The organism is Asticcacaulis sp. (assembly GCF_027484505.1).
In the GTDB taxonomy this organism is placed as follows: Bacteria; Pseudomonadota; Alphaproteobacteria; order Caulobacterales; family Caulobacteraceae; genus Asticcacaulis.
In genome coordinates this window covers 1-16,369 of the sequence record NZ_JAIXSV010000114.1, presented here as the reverse complement: position 1 = coordinate 16,369, position 16,369 = coordinate 1, and the positions used below count along the sequence as shown (strand labels likewise).

The 16,369-nt window shown below is 61.4% G+C and carries 13 protein-coding genes; 2 read left to right on the top strand and 11 right to left on the bottom strand.

Annotated features, from left to right (window positions below):
- On the top strand, positions 1-2,058 hold a 2,058-nt coding region (gene pbpC, locus Q0072_RS06990; protein ID WP_298327638.1), incomplete at its 5' end, for a penicillin-binding protein 1C.
- Here the strand turns inward: pbpC and Q0072_RS06985 are convergent.
- The 4 genes from Q0072_RS06985 to Q0072_RS06970 all read right to left on the bottom strand — a co-directional run bounded on the left by Q0072_RS06985 (position 2,055) and on the right by Q0072_RS06970 (position 6,187).
- Positions 2,055-2,720, bottom strand: a complete 666-nt coding sequence (locus Q0072_RS06985) for an outer-membrane lipoprotein carrier protein LolA (RefSeq protein ID WP_298327635.1) — start codon at positions 2,718-2,720, stop codon at positions 2,055-2,057. The two genes, pbpC and Q0072_RS06985, sit on opposite strands and share 4 nt — an antisense overlap.
- Positions 2,721-2,849: 129 nt before the next feature.
- Complete coding sequence (locus Q0072_RS06980) at positions 2,850-3,218, bottom strand: RidA family protein (protein ID WP_298327632.1); 369 nt, start codon at positions 3,216-3,218, stop codon at positions 2,850-2,852.
- On the bottom strand, positions 3,215-3,508 hold the full coding sequence (locus tag Q0072_RS06975; protein WP_298327628.1) for a 1-deoxy-D-xylulose-5-phosphate synthase: 294 nt from the start codon (positions 3,506-3,508) through the stop codon (positions 3,215-3,217). Before Q0072_RS06975 ends, Q0072_RS06980 begins: the two co-directional genes overlap by 4 nt.
- 195 nt (positions 3,509-3,703) lie before the next feature.
- Positions 3,704-6,187, bottom strand: a complete 2,484-nt coding sequence (locus Q0072_RS06970; RefSeq protein ID WP_298327625.1) for a DNA translocase FtsK — start codon at positions 6,185-6,187, stop codon at positions 3,704-3,706.
- Between the two features lie 186 nt (positions 6,188-6,373).
- Here Q0072_RS06970 and Q0072_RS06965 point away from each other — a divergent pair, with 186 nt between their 5' ends.
- On the top strand, positions 6,374-6,649 hold the full coding sequence (locus Q0072_RS06965) for a hypothetical protein (protein ID WP_298327623.1): 276 nt from the start codon (positions 6,374-6,376) through the stop codon (positions 6,647-6,649).
- Positions 6,650-7,013: 364 nt separating this feature from the next.
- Here Q0072_RS06965 and Q0072_RS06960 read toward each other — a convergent pair whose 3' ends face one another.
- From Q0072_RS06960 to Q0072_RS06930, 7 genes are all read right to left on the bottom strand, one after another.
- On the bottom strand, positions 7,014-7,664 hold the full coding sequence (locus Q0072_RS06960; protein ID WP_298327641.1) for an OmpW family outer membrane protein: 651 nt from the start codon (positions 7,662-7,664) through the stop codon (positions 7,014-7,016).
- Between the two features lie 158 nt (positions 7,665-7,822).
- A complete protein-coding gene (locus Q0072_RS06955) occupies positions 7,823-8,500 on the bottom strand; it encodes a LysE family translocator (RefSeq protein ID WP_298327621.1) in 678 nt (225 codons plus the stop codon).
- A gap of 166 nt (positions 8,501-8,666) precedes the next feature.
- Positions 8,667-9,440, bottom strand: coding sequence for a metallophosphoesterase (locus Q0072_RS06950; protein ID WP_298327619.1), 774 nt, complete (start codon positions 9,438-9,440; stop codon positions 8,667-8,669).
- Entirely contained in the window at positions 9,441-10,349 is a 909-nt protein-coding gene (locus tag Q0072_RS06945; protein WP_298327617.1) for a diacylglycerol kinase family protein, read from the bottom strand.
- A gap of 91 nt (positions 10,350-10,440) precedes the next feature.
- A complete protein-coding gene (trxA, locus tag Q0072_RS06940; RefSeq protein ID WP_126422138.1) occupies positions 10,441-10,773 on the bottom strand; it encodes a thioredoxin TrxA in 333 nt (110 codons plus the stop codon).
- Positions 10,774-10,849: 76 nt separating this feature from the next.
- Positions 10,850-14,356, bottom strand: a complete 3,507-nt coding sequence (gene addA, locus Q0072_RS06935) for a double-strand break repair helicase AddA (protein WP_298327611.1) — start codon at positions 14,354-14,356, stop codon at positions 10,850-10,852.
- Positions 14,353-16,369 (bottom strand): PD-(D/E)XK nuclease family protein (locus Q0072_RS06930; RefSeq protein WP_298327608.1); only part of this gene is annotated, 2,017 nt, incomplete at its 5' end. The genes Q0072_RS06930 and addA, both read right to left, overlap by 4 nt.

The following is a 16,369-nucleotide window of genomic DNA, read 5'->3' as shown; positions in this document are numbered from 1 at the left end:
CTGATCAAACCCCTGATCGGCTTTGTGGCCTTTCAGGTGGCGGTCTGTGTGGCTGATCTGGCCCTGCCGCCGGACCTGACGCGCGCCAAGGCCGCCTCGGCGGTGGCGCTTGACCACAATGGCGCGTGGCTCAGGGCGCTGCCGGTCGAAGGCGGGACGTGGCGTATCCGCGCCGATCTGGACCGCACCGATCCCGGCTTTATCAAACACCTGCTGAAAGTCGAGGATGAGCGCTTCTGGTGGCATCAGGGGGTGGATGCCGTAGCCATTGCGCGCGCCTTTGGCTCCAATCTTAGCGCGGGCGGTATCGTCTCCGGCGGCTCGACCCTGTCCATGCAGGCGGCGCGATTGCTTGAACCCAAGCCGCGCAACTACCTGTCGAAGCTGATCGAGGTCTTTCGCGCATGGCAACTGGAGGCGCGCTTTTCCAAGCGCGATATCCTGTCGCTCTATCTCACTCTGGCCCCCTATGGCGGCAATCTGGAAGGGGTGCGCGCGGCCTCGCTGTCCTATTTCGGTCATGAGCCGGAAAGCCTGACGCTCGGTGAACAGGCCCTGCTGATCGCCTTGCCACAAGCACCGGAAGCGCGCCGTCCGGACCGTCACCCGGAACGCGCCTTACGGGCGCGCAACCTTGTGCTGGAGCGCATGGCGGCCAAGGGCGTGCTCAGTGCCGCTCAGGTGGCCGAAGCCAAAACGGAGCCTATGGTCGTCAAGCGCTTTGCCTTCCCGGCGCTGGGCTGGCACGCGGCAGGAAGGCTGGCGTCGGAGGCCAAAGGTCTTCAGGCAACGGTGGTGACGACCCTTGATGCGCCCTTGCAGGCGCGACTTGAGGCCCTGGCGCGGCAAACCGCGGTGGCACAGGGGCCGAATTCGTCAGCGGCCATCCTTGTCATCGAAATCCGTTCGCGGGCCGTGCGCGCCAGTGTTGGCTCATCGGGTCTTGACCGCACGGGTGGCTGGATCGACATGGTGCAGGCCATACGCTCGCCCGGTTCGACGCTCAAACCCTTCATCTATGGCTTTGGTTTCGAAGAGGGGATCGTCGCCCCCGATACGCGCCTGATGGATGCCCCAACGCGCTTTGGTGACTATCAGCCGGAAAATTTCGACAAGGTGTTTCACGGCGAAGTGTCGGCCAAAGAGGCCCTGACCCACTCGCTCAATGTGCCCGCCGTGGCGGTGCTCAATCGCATCGGGGCCGGGGCTTTTGAGTCGCGCCTGCAAGGGGTGGGGGTGCATCTGATCCGCCCCAAGACCGGCCTGCGCGATGCGGGTCTGGCTTTGGCGCTGGGCGGAGCGGGCATAGAGCTACAGGACCTGGGGGCGCTCTATGCCGCTCTGGGCGACAAGGGCCTGATGAAGCCGCTGGCGTGGACGGAAGCCGAGGCCAAGGCCAGTCTTGAACGCCCCGGTCAGCGGTTGATGGCCGCCGATGCGGCGTCGCGCGTCATCAGCATCCTGCGCGAAACTCCGCCGCCGGCTGGACGCCTGCCCGCGCATCTGATGAAAACGGCCAGCCGCCCGGCCTATAAGACCGGCACCTCCTACGGGTTTCGCGATGCACTGGCGGTCGGGGTGGCGGGCGGCTATGCGGTACTGGTGTGGACGGGTCGCCCGGACGGCGGTTCGCGCGCCGATCAGACGGGGCGTGAAGCCTCCGCACCGCTATTGTTCGATGTCTTCGATCAGATCAATGCCCCGTCGCAGGCCCCACAAAGCCTGACACCGGCGGCGGCCCCTGAAGCGCTGAAGGCGCTCAAACCCGCCGTGCGTGGCCCCTCCATCCTCTTCCCGCCGGATCAGGCCACCGTCTATGTCGAGGGACAGGTGACGGGCGGAAAGCTGAGCGCCACGCGCGGACTGAAACCCTCAGCGCGGGGGAAGGGGCCGCTGAACTGGTACGTCAATGGCCAGCCGATCGTGGCTGATACGGACGGCCGCGTGGAATGGCGGCCTGACGCCGAAGGCTTTTACGAGGTCAGTGTCGTCGATGCCGACGGCGTCACCAGCCGTTCGCGCGTGCGGGTCAAAGCAATTGCGCAGACAAAACCTTAGTTAGCACCCTTTGGCTTCTTCAGCACAAACAGGTCCGGGCGCACGGCGGCATTGCGGTCAAAGGTGACGAGCTTGACGCGCGTGCCCTTACCCTGCTGATCCGTCACCGTCCATTCACCCAGTTGCAGGGCATTGCCGCGCTCGATGAAGGTCATCAGGATTGAGCCTTCGACATCGCGGCGGCGGTCGCGCGCCTTCAGGCGGAACCCGTCCGTGGTCGGTGTGACCTCGGTGACGATGACGCCCTGATCGAGGCGAATCTGCTTCGACAGGAACAGCGACAGCGGCGTGGCGTTGAGCGGATATTGGTTAAAGGCCTTCAGGCGCGGGTCCCAGGTATTGACCGTCTTGCCATCCGATACGACCAGCAGCGAATAGGGCGCATCGTACTCAAAACGGATCTTGCCGGGGCGTTGCAGCCACCAGTTACCGGCAGTCGTGCGCCCCTTATAATCGGTTTGCTCAAAGCGCCCGCCACCGGTGCCCAGGGATTGCAGATAGGCGACGGCGCGGTTGATGCGGGCCTGATCCTGCGCGCTGAACTTCGGCGGGGTCACGAATTGCTGGATCGTGTTACGCCCCTGCGCCCACACAGGCGTGGTGGTCAGCAGGCTGGCGGCAGTCAGGCCCATGAGCAGGGCGCGTTTGGTAAGCTCGGTCATGATCTCTCTCATACGGTGATACGATCCGTTGAGAAAGACCTTAACCGGCTATGATGACGGGTTGAGGGCGTCAAAATGACATAAGGACCGCACATGATGGCCGTAAACTAAACCGCGGGTGAATGGGTTCTACAGCCGCGCGACACACTCAATCTCAATCGCTGCATTGAGCGCCAGTTGTGTGACACCAAAGGCCGAGCAGATGGGCAGGGGTTTGGCCTCGAAACAGGCGGCGAACAGCGTATTGAAGCGCTCTAACTGCCTCATATCCGTAAGCATGACCCGTACCGAGATCAGGGCCTCCAGCCCCAGCTCAAAGCGGGCCAGCGAGGCCTTCACATTAGCCAGCATCTGCGTCACTTCGGCTTCAAAACCGCTGGCAAGATTGCCATCGTCATCATCGCCGATATGACCCGACAGGTAGAGGGTGTCGCCGATACGCACGGCCTCGGAAAAGGCCGCGTCAAAGGGATAGGCGAGGAAGACGGGTTCGGTCATGGGTAAACCTGCCCTCTGATTTTTTCCCAATATTCCTCAGCGACATCTTCATCGATGTGAACCGGCGGAATATTGCCGCCGTAAAGACGATCCTGACCATCTTTGCGAGGCCCGGATATCCAGAACTCTTCGCCCGACTCTGTGTCGAAATAATTGGCCTTAAAGCCGCTACCCTTAAGGCTCTGGAAGGTTCGGCCTTTATAAGAAATGGATTTGCCGGTCTTGGAAAATTGGACACGACCGATCGAAGCCGAACCGTTGAGGCTTTCCGATTTGTTCTCGATATACATGATCCGCGTTTTCATAGTGGAGAGTATGACTGACGCGTCGCGTTAATGTCCAGCCCTGCAAACCACCCCACCACCATTTGCTCTGCAAATGGTCCCCCTCCCCGCCCAAGTGCAGGGAGGTATAAATTGGAGCGCAAATGGTAAATCTGCTCCAGGTAACGGGTGCAGGGGCTTTCCCTGACCAGCGAAGCCCATTTAAATCCCCGGCGGTGGGCCGACCAGAATATCGCGTTTGCCGACGTGGTTGGCGGGGCCAACGACGCCTTCCTGCTCCATCTTTTCCATCAGGGAGGCGGCACGGTTATAGCCGATTTGCAGTTTCCTCTGGATGTAGGAGGTCGAAGCCTTACGGTCGATGGTGACGTAATAGACCGCCTTATCGTAGAGGTCGTCGCCCGAACCCCCGCCTTCGCCGCCAAAACCGCCGGAGTCGCTATCGCCCTCATCGTCGCCACCGGCGGTGATGTCTTCGAGATAGTTGGGCGCGCCTTGTGAGCGCAGGTATTCGGCCACGGCTTCGACCTCGGAATCGGCGACAAACGGCCCGTGCAGGCGGGTAATGCGCCCGCCGCCGGCCATGTACAGCATGTCCCCCTGACCGAGGAGCTGCTCGGCACCTTGCTCACCCAGAATGGTGCGCGAGTCGATCTTGGACGTCACCTGGAAGGAGATGCGCGTCGGGAAGTTGGCCTTGATGGTGCCGGTGATAACATCGACCGACGGCCGTTGTGTGGCCATGATCAGGTGGATACCCGCGGCGCGCGCCATCTGAGCGAGGCGTTGCACCGCGCCTTCGATGTCCTTGCCCGCCACCATCATCAGGTCGGCGACCTCGTCGATGATCACGACGATATAGGGCATGGGTTCCGGCACCATTTCCTCGATCTCGAAGATGGGCTGACCCGTTTCGTCAAAGCCCGTCTGGACCTTACGGATAAAGTTCTTGCCTTCGGCAGCGGTCGCCTTGGCGCGCTCATTGAAGGAGGCGACATTGCGCACACCGATCTTCGACATGCGGCGATAGCGGTCCTCCATCTCCTTGACGACCCATTTCAGTGCCACGACGGCCTTTTTCGGGTCGGTCACGACGGGCGCGATCAGGTGCGGTATGCCGTCATAGACCGACAGTTCCAGCATCTTGGGGTCGATCATGATGAATTTGCACTGTTCCGGATCGAGCCGGTACAGGATCGACAGGATCATGGCGTTGACACCGACCGACTTACCCGAACCCGTGGTCCCGGCGATCAGCAGGTGTGGCATCTTGGCGAGGTCGGTGACGTAGGGTTCACCGCCGATATTTTCCCCCAGCACCATGGGCAGGATGTGGCCGGACTTTTCAAACTCGGCCGAAGCCAGCATGTCGCGCAAATAGACCGTTTCGCGCACCGCATTGGGCAGTTCGATACCGATGGCGTTGCGGCCCTGCACGATGGAGACGCGGCAGGAGCGCGCCGACATGTTGCGGGCAATATCGTCAGCCAGCGCCACGACGCGCGCGCCCTTCACCCCGGCGGCGGGGGCGAGTTCATAGAGGGTGACGACCGGGCCGGGGCGAATCTGGTCGATGACCCCCTTAACGCCGAATTCGGCCAGAACGCTTTCCAGCATCCGCGCATTCTGGCGCAGGGCGGCCTCATCATAGCCAGCGGCGCGCGGCTTGGGCTTGGCGAGGATGGACAGTTCGGGCAGGCGGAAATGGCCCGGCTTGAGGAACTCAAAGCTCGACTGACGCTCATCCTGTTCTCGCGCTGAGGGCTTCGGGCGCGGGGCCTCCATGCGGATTTTCGGTTCCGGAGCCGCCTGACGCGGCGCAGGGGCCGACAATTCGGATTCGGGATCAAGGTCATCTATGTCGAAAGGCGGGGCGTCTTCGTCATAGACCGGCGTGGCGGGTGCGCGGCTGTTGACCACAGGGTCGGGCACGGCGTCGGGCGTGTAGTCGCCCTCATCAATGAACGGCTGCGGCGCCTTCTGACCGCGCTTGGCCTTGGGGGCTTTGGGCTCGCGCGTGACGGCGGCATTGACCTTTTCCGGCAGGCCGGAAGCGGTCAGCGCCCCCCGGAAACCACCCAGCACAAAGCCGGCGGCACGAACATAGCTCTCAGACGTCAGGCGCAGCGCCTGATTAAACGCCCACAAGGCGGCGGCCCCAAAGATCAGACTGGCGATCACCTCACCGGCGGGCAGTCGCATGAAGTCGAACACACTTTTGAGCAGGTGATGCGTGCCTGTACCCCAGAAGCCGCCGATCGAGGGCGAATTGGCGTCGCCCAGATGCAAGGGCGCCAGCGCCGCCGCCAGCATCAGCACGAACAGCGCGCCATAAAGGCTGTGGATGCGTAGAGTGCGACGCCCTTCGTCGGGGTCAAGCTGCATCAGACGCGCCAGACCGAACCACGTCATCAAGGCCGCCATCGGCCACGCCGCCAGCCCAAGGGATTGCAGGCCAATATCGGCAATGATCGCCCCAAAGCCGCCCAGAAAATTATGCACGGCCTCGGCACTGGCCGTATTCCAGCTCGCGTCGGTTGCCCGATAGGAGGCATAGGCCATCAGCGAGGCCAGCCCCAGAAGGCATACCAGCGCCCCGCGCAGACGCGCCATCGGCACCGAACGCCAGACATAGGTGAAGCGGGACTCCAGATGATTCCAGACGAGGGCGGTAACCGTGCTCATGCGGGGCAGACTCTAGACTTAAGGTTAAGGCCCGTTAATCGCACGCAAAGGGTTAAGACCTGTTTACGAAGACCTAAAAAAGTCATCGCCTCGCTGACGCGGCCAATCCTTATGAGGTGGTCCTACGCTCCGCCTCGATCCTTATTGGCGAAAGGCTCAGACTGAGGCTTTCAAAGGAGATTGACCATGACCGAAGAGACCCAAATCCCGGCGGATACCGATCCGGCCAATGCCATTCATGAAACCGCTGAGATCACGCCCGAGGGGGCGGATATCGACGCGGAAGACGATCCCGCAGAAGACGAAGATATGGATGAGGAGGGTCTTGAGGAAGATGAAGACGACCTTACGCCTCTGGATAAGGATACCGGTGCCGACCTTGATGCCGACGCCCTGAGTGGTCAGGATGAGGACCGCGAATACGATGTCAGCGAAACCATCGAGAAGACGACGGGGATTTGATCCCCGCAGAGGTAAAGTCTGAATACAAAAAGAGGACTGCGTGACATCACACAGTCCTCTCTCTTGTCCTTAGCCGTTATGGCCTCAAAGGCGATCCGTACCCATAAGCTGGATCTTGATCCCCTTGTGTGCCGTCTTCGGCCTATGACGATTAGACATTGGATCACCTCCCTTCGCTGTTAAACCTGATCAGGAGGGTCGCACACAGCGCATGGAAATCAAGCGAAAAGGCGTGGCCGGGCTCTACAGCGCGTTTCGTTCAGATTGAGCCGAAACCACGCTCTCAATTTTTGGTTTAACGCGCTTTTTTATCCGAAAAGTGCGTCACACTTTTGGCTTCGCCGAACTATGTTTCGGAAAGCGCTTAAAACCGGTAGGCCAGCCCCACCGAGGCGACGACCGGGTTGAGATCGACCTCTGATTTCAAAGCCCCGTTATTGATCTTGGCATCCGTGCTGAACCATACCTTTTTTACATCGGCGTTGAGCGACCAGTTACCTTTGAGGGCGATATCGACGCCGCCCTGAAGCGCATAGCCCAGACCGTCATCCAGCGCGACCTTAAAGCCGTTATAGTCCTTGCTGTTGTAAAAGATCATGCCATTGACGCCCGCGCCCACATAGGGACTGACGCGGCCTTTGGGATTGAAATGGTATTGGGCAGCAACAACCGGTGGCAAAACCCAGGTCGAATGGACCTGTACATTGGTGTTGCCCCCGACGGCACGCACCTCATGCCGCGATGTCCCCAGAATGGCCTCAACGGCGATATTGTCCGTAAGAAAATAGGTGAAGCCGAGGCTGGGGATGGTGTCGTCACTCACCTTAACGTCCAGACCACTATCGACACCGGCGGCGGTTCGGATGTCGCCCGACTCATCCGGAGCGACGCTGGTTATGCGGCTGGTGACGATGAACTGCCCCTTGGCCTTGGGTTTGAAATCCTGAGCGGAGGCTGTGGTGGTTAAACCCATGGCCAGAGCCAGTCCAAGGCCGCCCATGGCCAGTGTTTTCATGTTTGTCATCTCGTCACCTTCTTGCTGATTGTGGGTGTCGGTCCAAGCGCTTCGAAGCGCACTTTTCGCGATCAGCCCAAACCTAATCAGCCGGTTAGCCAGACAGTAGACGCCATGTGGCACTGTTGCTGGCCTAGGCCGGGTGGCGGAGTTGGGGGTTAATGCCCCAGCAGATCAGCGGCGCTGTGCATCAGTATGAGCACGGCAATCAGGCCCAGAAGCCCGCCGACGCACACCTCGAAATATTCGCGGTTGCGACCCCGGCTGAGGAAGCGCGTCAGGGCCAGACCACTCAGGCCATAGGTGGTCATTGTGATGACATCCATCCCAATCGCTGTGGCGGCAAAGACCGGCATCTGCGTCGTCATCGGGCGGTCGAGTGCCAGAAACGGCGGCAGGACAGCGGTGAAGAACAGGGTGACCTTGGGGTTCAGGAACTGCACCATGAAACCGTCCTTCCACGTCGCCCACAGGCCTTCGCGGGCAAGGGTCTGCGCATTTTCAGGCAGGTCCAGCTCATGGGCGCTGTGCGATTTGCGCGCGCGGATGGTTTTGATGGCGATCCACAAAAGATAGACGGCACCCGCGACCGTCATCGCGTGAAAGACGACGGGCAGGGTGGTGATCAGGAGGTGCAGGCCGAAGGCGGCGGCCACAAACCAGATCAGTGTGGCCGTATTGATGCCGAACACCCCCATCAGCACTTTCGGCGCTGACCGCCCCAATCCGGTTGAGATGCAGAACAGGTTGGCGGGTCCCGGCGTAATGGCCATCAGGAACATCGCCCCCAGGAAGGCAGTGTATTTGGACGGATCGACGGGCAGGGCGGACAACATGCGGTCCTTATACCAAGGGTCATTGAAAATGAAACTTGGTATTCTGTTCGAGACTGTCTCATGCCATGAATGCAGATGAGACAGTCTCGTGTCTTCAACCGCCGGATGCGGTCAGCATCTTCGGCGGTTGCCACCCACTATAAATCCTGCAACTTGTCGAGAGGGGCTACACCTTGGTGTGGGTCACCGCGGACTGGGTCACAAAGCGATCGCCGCTGAGCTGGTGAAGCTCGATACGCACGCTCTTTTCGGTGAAATCCAGCAGGTTGAAGCCCTGCGGCTGTTTGCGGATACGCACCGACATGGCAGTCGAGGCGCAGACGAACAAGGTGGTGTGACCCTTCATCACCCGCGTTTCGACATAGGCGTGATGCTGATGGCCCGACAGCACGATATCGACCTTTTGCTCGCCTACGGTTTTCAGCAATTTGTCGCTGTTGAACACCGTCACGTCCAGCGGAAATTCCGACGGATTGAGCGGCGGGTGATGCATGGTCAGCACGCGCCACGGCGTCGTGGAGACTCCAAAGAAGTTGGCAATATCTTGCCTTTGGCGCGCGCTGATCGAACCGTAGGCCCAGTTGAGCGTCGGCAGGATCATGCGCGCGGAGTTGATGCCCTTGATATCGACCAGGTCCGCATGCAGTTCGGGCTCAAGTTCTTTGGCGATGTGATCACGGTATCGCTTCCACGGTCGCACGAAGCGGCGCAGATCAAGGCCCGGCAGGTCGTGATTGCCCGGAATCACAAAGGCCGGCATGGGCAAAAGTTTGAAAAAGTCAGCGGCTTCGACAAATTCCGCCACAGTCGCATCCTGCGTGATGTCGCCGCTGGCCAGTACCAGATCGGGCTCCAGCTCGATCAGGGTGCTGATCAGGGTTTCGGTCACGCGCCGGTCGTGCGCCCCGAAGTGCAGGTCAGAAATATGAGCTATGCGCATTCAGACCTCGCGCAACGGGATCAGCAGGGGCACGTAGCGCGCTTTGAGCTTGATCTCCAGCGGCGTCTTGAGGTCCGTCACCTCGCCATCGACGGAGACCTTCTCCTTGCGATGGCGCGTCCACAGCGTCATCTGCGTTCCGGTCAGTTCGGTCAGGTCCGGGTCCGACTTCCAGTTGCCGACCAGAAGCCGCGTCAGAAAGCGCAGGTGTGACATGCGCGTCTTGGTCGAGGCGATATAGGCCGCCAGTTCGCCGCCCTGAAGGTCATTGCGCTTGAAATTGCTCTCGTCGATGCGCGTCGTATCGGCATAGCGATTGGCCGAAATCACCACGGCTGGCGAACGGAAGCGATGCAGACGCTTGCCATTCTGAAGCACGATGCGCGCATTTTTGCGCCGTTCGAAATAGTCAGCCACGAACCAGAACAGGTAGGGCACCATCAGCAGAAAATTGTTGGTGCGGTGCTGCTCACGAAACACCGAGGCTTCGGGCATGACCCCGACCGAGGCGCAGCACAGAAACAGTTCGCCATTGATTTCACCGGCGTCGATCCGCGTTTCTGAAGCGCCTTTGGCATAGGCTTTCAGCGCCTCATCCAGCGTGTTCATCCCCAGATCGTGCGCCAGCAGATTCATCGTGCCGAATGGCAGGATGCCAAAGGCCTTGTTCTTGCGGCTGAGAGTATCTGCGCACGAGCGCAGTGTGCCGTCGCCCCCACCGACCAGCAGGGCGTGCGGAGATTGAGCGAAGCGGTCGAGGGCCGCTTCCATATCAGCGGGTTCGGCGAACAGCAGCTCATTCACTGCCATGCCGCTGACTTCAATCGCTGCCGTGATGGAGTCGTGCCCCAGGTTCAGGACCGTGCCCGCCTTGCCATTGATCAGAATATTGTACGCTGTTGCCGCCATGTCGCTGATGTGCCGGGGGGAGTGCAAAAAAACAATGCGGGCGTGAAGCCTGCGCCTCACGCCCGCACCCTATCAGCTTTTGGCTTTAAGACTAGGCGATACCGGCTTCGGCCAGCCATTCGACCAGCTTTGACTTCGGCATGGCACCGACCTTCATCGAGGTCATCTTACCGTCCTTGAACAGCATCATGGTCGGGATGCCGCGCACGCCGAACTTCGACGGCGTCAGGGGCGAATCGTCGATATTGATCTTCGACACGGTCAGCTTGTCGCCATAGGCCTCGGCCACTTCGTCGAGGATCGGGGCGATCTGCTTACACGGGCCGCACCATTCGGCCCAGAAATCGACCAGAACCGGCTTGTCGGATTTGAGGACGTCGTTTTCAAAGGTCTCGTCGGTAACCTTGACGGTGGCGGTGGACATGGGTGCACTTCCTATCTCGCCCGAAATGGGCACAGATTTAAACTTGTCACAAAGGTAAGTAAGCCCGCATCAGAAATCAATGGCCCCTGATTTCGCTGAGCCTGAGATTTACTAAAGCCTCGCTTAAGGGCGTCAGCTTCGGTCCGTCCGTCCACAACAACGCCGCTTCGACGGTCTTGTCTGGATAGATCTGCCGCAAAAGCGCAACGTAACCCGCCATTTGCCGCTGGTAATCGGCGGCGGCCTCTTCGGCGTTATCGGGGGCGGGGCGGTTTGATTTATAGTCGATGACCAGCACGCGCTCAGGCCCGATCACCAGCCGGTCGATGCGCCCGGACATAAACACCGCTTCGCCGCGCGCATTGACACCAACCTGTCCGGCCAGCGCCACTTCCGGCCGCGAATCGGGCCCGAAGGCGTCGGCAAAGCGTGCATCGGTCAGCACGCCCATCACCGCCTGACGGATTTCGTCGCGCTGGGCATCGTCGAGATCGGGCTGCCGCTTCAGCCAGCGTGCGGCCACGTCATCGCGGTCGGCCACAGGCAGGGCGGGCAGGATTTCAAACAGCTTATGGATTTTCAGCCCGCGCCCGAAACGTCCCTGCCCCTTCTGTTCCGCCAGAGGCGAAGGGGCGCGGTCTTCGGCGGAGCGATCCTCGTCACTGAGTTGTGACACAGCACGCCAGACCACATCAGCTTCCGGATCAGGGGTGGGAGCGGCGGAAATGAAGGCAGGCAGACCGGTCTGTATCTGCGCAGCCTGCGCCTCGGCAGTCATTAAGGGCGCGTGTTCGCCGAATAAAAGCCGTTCCGTTTTTTCAGAAGGTTCCTGATCTTTCGGAGCACCGAATTCAACCACTGTGTCCAGCCCCACTGCCGTGACAGACTCACGCGGCAGGCGGTCGAAACCGTCCTGCGCCAGATCGTACCAGTCGGGGAAGGGGCCATTCGCGGCCCGGCTGCCGCGATAACCGCACAGGGTCAGGCGGTCACGCGCCCGCGTCAGGGCCACATAGAACAGCCGCAGGCCTTCTTTGGCTTCGCGTAAACTCCGGGCGGTCTTCAGCGCGCTGACGGCTTCCGGGTCGCCGTCCTTGCCGCGCGCCGACACCAGCAGATCACCCTCATCCGACATGAGCAGCAAATCGTCAGTGCGCGTCGATTTGAAACCGGGGGCCATGGGCAGGATCACCCAAGGCGCTTCGAGGCCCTTGGAGCCGTGCACCGTCATCACCCGCACACGGTCGCCACCCTCTTCCTGCTCGCGCTTGATCTCCGAGGCATTGAATTCACACAGGTTCAGGAAGTCGATCAGGCCGATCGCCCCCACCCCTTCGCCTTTCAGCGCCAGGTTCAGCGTTTCATCCAGCACGTCCTCGCATTCGACACCTAACCGCGTGACGAAGCGCTGACGCTGGGTGCGGCCCGCGCCATCGCGGCGATTGAGCACCAGACCCAGAAAATCGAACGCCGTGCGTTGAGGCGCTTCGGACAGGGCCCAGCCGATGAAGTTTTGCGCTTCGGAAAAGCGCGGATTGTCTTCGGCCAGACGGTTCAGCGCCTGCCAAAGGCTGGCCTTTTCGACGTGCGTCAGGGTGAACAGGTCATCTTCGCTGAGGTCGCACAGGGGACTGCGCAGGACGGCCGCTAGGGACAGGCTGTCGCCCGCCTGCAAACAGACGCGCATCAGGGCGCGCAGGTCCTGAAACGCAATATGGTCCGACAATTTGAGCCGGTCAGCCCCGGAAACCGGCACGCCCGCCTGCTTCAGTTCGCGGATAATATGCTCAAACAGAGCGTCGCGCTTACGCACCAGAATGAGGACATCGCCGGCGTGCATGGGCCGCGGCTGGCGCGTCGTCTTGTCTATAACGCTTCGGCCCTGCTGGATGTCCTGCGCGATATGGAAGGCCAGTTGCTGCGCCAGCCGCTTGGCCGGAGCCGCGCCGGAGGCATCGACGGGGGCGATGTCTTCGTCATCGCTCTCATCCAGATCAGGTACCGGCAGCGGATAGACCGGCGGCCACAGCTCGACCGTGGCCGGGCGCTCGGCACGGCGTGCATCATGGATGATGCGCTCTGCGGTGAAGTTGAGCGCTTCGGACAGGTCGGGGGCGTCAAAGGCGCTATCGACAAAGCCCAGAACCTGCGGCAGCGAGCGCCAGCTCTGCACCAGTTGCGGCACGACGAACGACTTTTGCGCCTGTTCGGCCAGTGTCTGATAATAGTGGCGCATCCCTAAAAACAGATCGGGTTTGGCGCCCTGAAAGCCATAGATGGATTGCTTTTCATCCCCCACAGCAAAGACGGTGCGCTCAATCCGCGCCTGAAACACCGGTGCACCCGCGCCAGAGAAGAAGTCACCGGTCAGGGCCTTGACGATATCCCACTGATCGCCGGACGTGTCCTGTCCCTCATCGACCAGCACATGCTCCAGCCCGCCATCCATCTTGAACAGCACCCATTGCGACATGGACGCCCCGGACAGGAGCCGCTTAGCGCGGCTGATCAGGTCCTGAAAATCCAGTGCCCCGGTACGGCGTTTCAGATCCTGATAGATGGCGCTGAAATCCTCAAACAGCCGCAGCGTATAGAGGGTGTTGAGCGCGGTTTCGGCGGCCTTGCGCTTTTCCACCGCCTCGGCCAGCGGTTCGCGCCAGCGTTCCAGCGTATCGCGGTCAGCCTGTGGGCTTTTGGTCGAGCACAGCTCTTTGCGCGGCTCGCCCTTGGCGGTGTAGAACACGGCATAGACCGCTTCGAAATCAAACGGTTCGCCATTTTTGCGCGCTTCCGACAGGCGCATCAGGGTTTCCGACAGGCTCTGATTACCTTTGGTGTTAACCGTGGCCAGTGACCGCGCCATTTCCGGCATCAGGTCCCAGTTCAACCGTTCGGCAAAGGCATCGACCACCTGTTCCGGCGTCATCGGCGGGTCGAGATCGAGCCGTTTGAACAGGTAGTTACTAAAAGACAGACCGTTTTGTTCGGCTTCGATCAGAAGGGTATCCAACGCCTCGCGGATACGGTCGTGCTGATAGATGAACTGCGACAAAAGCTGTTCAAACTTCTGGGCTTTCAGGGTGCGGATCAGGTGGTCGCGGTGCGCGCCATCGGACAGGGTCAGCAGGCCTTCCAGCGCCTTTTGCGCCAGATCACGCGCAATCAGATCGTCCAGCACTTGAAACGATGGGCTTAGCCCGGCCTCCAGCGGAAACCGCCGCAGCAGCTTTTCGCAAAAGGCGTGGATGGTTTGAATCTTCAGCCCGCCCGGCGTTTCCAGCGCCTTGGCAAACAGGGCGCGTGCCGTGGCCAGATCATCGGGGTTTTCGTCGATCTTGCGCAATTCTTCGGCCAGGGCGGCGTCTTCGGCCACGGCCCAGCCGCCCAGCCGCTCATACAGGCGGCCCTGCATTTCGGCGGCGGCGGCCTTGGTATAGGTGACGCACAGAATATGCTCCGGCTTCGCCCCGCGCAGCAGCAGGCGCGCCACGCGGTTGACAAGCGTCGAGGTCTTGCCCGAACCGGCATTGGCGGTCAGGAAGCACGAAACCTCCGGATCGGCGGCGGCGTTTTGCGGGTTCATTCGCCCTCCTCCGTCGCGGGTTCCGCTTCACGGTCGCCCAGAACGTGCCATTCATAAAGCCGGGCGAGCTGATCATAATCGCCCCCGCGCTCCAGCCGGAATTGCGGCGCGCGCCAGGAAAGATAGCCCTGTCTGGGGTTTTCGTACTGCATCAGCCGCGTCTTGAGGCGGCTCAGCGCGCGATCAGCCATCTCATCGGTGCTCAGCGGGTTCTTTTTGTCATAAACCACGCGCGGTTTCACCACATCCTGCCCCAGCCGCACATAGACCAGCTCGCCCAACCCTTTGGCGCGGTGGATGTCCTCAAACCCGTTAAAGCTGCCGTATTTCAATATGGCGGCGGTCAGGGTGAGCTGCGGATAGAAGCCGGCGATCACCGCCTTGGGTGACGGTGGTTGACCCGTCTTGAAGTCGATCACATCGACGCCGCGTTCATGAATTTCCACGCGGTCCGCCTTGGCGGTCAGGGTGAAGGACCCGCGCGGCAGGTCAATGGTCAGCTTGCCCGACTGTTCGATCAGCAGCCGCGGCCGGTCGGCGCGTCGCTCGGCCTCAAAGGCCACATATTCACGCGCCAGCAGGGGAAACAGCGGGCGTTGCAGGGCCAGTTGCGCCTCGCTGAGGTTTTCAACGCGCAACTGCGCCTCCAGCAGGTCGCAAAAGACCTGCACCCCGGCCTCGCCCAGAGGCAGATCGTCGGCCGCAAATTTTTCGGCAACGGCGTGGATGGCCGTACCGCGACGCAGGGCCTCGAACGGTTCATTCGGTCGGTCGAGCGGTTTGAGGCCCAGCACATAGCGCGCATAGACGGCATAGGGGTCGCGCTCCAGCATCTCGACCTGTGTCACCGGCAGTTGCAGCGGCCGCGCCTCAACCGGTGGCGCAGGCTGTGGCCGGGCGGCGGGTTTCAGGGCCTCAGGCACGACGCTCAACGGGCCGTCCATGCGCCGCGCCCAATCAAGCCATTGCGGTTGGGTCGGCAGGTGTTCGCCCGCGCCGGTGGTCAGGGTTTCCAACCGCCACAGCCAGCGCGACTGCACCTGCGGTTCGCCTTCGCGGCGCTGGCGCGTCACCATCCACACCTCTGGCTGGCTGGCGCCTTGCACAAAGTCGTGCGCCGAAAGGCCGGTGCGGCGTTCGGGCGAGGGCAGGCCCAGCGCCTTGCGCATCGGGCGCGACAGGAAGGGGTCGATTTCGGCGGCCTGCGGCCACACCCCTTCTTCCAGACCGGCCAGAATCAGCCGGTCGGCCGAGAACATGCGCGCCTCGATAGCCCCCAATATGGTCAGGCGCGGATGGGTGTGCCCCCCGGTGCGCACGGTGGCGGTGCGCAGTGCCCGGCGCAGAATATCGACGAAGACCTGATCGTCCTCGACCACGAAATCGCGCCCTTCGGCGATCAGATCGGCCAGAAGCGCCGAAGCCGCCGCGCCCGCCGCCCCGCTCCATAGGGCCTGCCCGTCATGTGCGGCCACGGATTCGGCCCACACGGTCAGGGTTCGAACATATTCGGACAGGTCTGTCTTTGGCTTATGCCAGACCGCGCAGGTGCCGATATAGGCCTGCCACAGGGTCGCCGCTTCAAAGGCCTCCTTTTGCGTCAGACGGCTCAGAACCTCGTCGGCGTTACGGGGTTTCGCGCCACGTAAGCCTATGATTTCCAGAGTGTTTGTGTGCCGGTCATCAGAGAAGCGAGACAGCGGATGCTTCAACAAAGCCAGAAGCTTCACCGCATCGAACGGCTCCAGAATCAGATCCAGCAGGCTGTGCAGGAAGCGCCCGACCGGGCTGTGGATCAGGCCGTCCCCCGCCGAGGAGTCGGGCCGGACGCCCCAGCGCGACAGACGGGCCGTCACCCGCCGCGACAGGGTGATGTCGGGTGTGATCAGGGCGGCCGTCTTGCCCGGCGTTTCCAGCGCCTCGCGCATCAGAAGGGCGATGACGGCGGCGGCTTCCTCGTCATTGCGGCCTTCGATGTGGGTCAGGCCGCTTAAGCCCTCCTCTATGGCGGTT

What these genes read in the sequence shown, in the direction of transcription:
- addA (WP_298327611.1), bottom strand. Translation starts at nt 14,356, where the DNA reads ATGAACCCGCAAAACGCCGCCGCCGATCCGGAGGTTTCGTGCTTCCTG.
- Q0072_RS06975 (WP_298327628.1), bottom strand. Translation starts at nt 3,508, where the DNA reads ATGTATATCGAGAACAAATCGGAAAGCCTCAACGGTTCGGCTTCGATC.
- Q0072_RS06985 (WP_298327635.1), bottom strand. Translation starts at nt 2,720, where the DNA reads ATGACCGAGCTTACCAAACGCGCCCTGCTCATGGGCCTGACTGCCGCC.
- Q0072_RS06980 (WP_298327632.1), bottom strand. Translation starts at nt 3,218, where the DNA reads ATGACCGAACCCGTCTTCCTCGCCTATCCCTTTGACGCGGCCTTTTCC.
- Q0072_RS06970 (WP_298327625.1), bottom strand. Translation starts at nt 6,187, where the DNA reads ATGAGCACGGTTACCGCCCTCGTCTGGAATCATCTGGAGTCCCGCTTC.
- trxA (WP_126422138.1), bottom strand. Translation starts at nt 10,773, where the DNA reads ATGTCCACCGCCACCGTCAAGGTTACCGACGAGACCTTTGAAAACGAC.
- Q0072_RS06945 (WP_298327617.1), bottom strand. Translation starts at nt 10,349, where the DNA reads ATGGCGGCAACAGCGTACAATATTCTGATCAATGGCAAGGCGGGCACG.
- Q0072_RS06950 (WP_298327619.1), bottom strand. Translation starts at nt 9,440, where the DNA reads ATGCGCATAGCTCATATTTCTGACCTGCACTTCGGGGCGCACGACCGG.
- Q0072_RS06960 (WP_298327641.1), bottom strand. Translation starts at nt 7,664, where the DNA reads ATGAAAACACTGGCCATGGGCGGCCTTGGACTGGCTCTGGCCATGGGT.
- Q0072_RS06955 (WP_298327621.1), bottom strand. Translation starts at nt 8,500, where the DNA reads ATGTTGTCCGCCCTGCCCGTCGATCCGTCCAAATACACTGCCTTCCTG.
- Q0072_RS06965 (WP_298327623.1), top strand. Translation starts at nt 6,374, where the DNA reads ATGACCGAAGAGACCCAAATCCCGGCGGATACCGATCCGGCCAATGCC.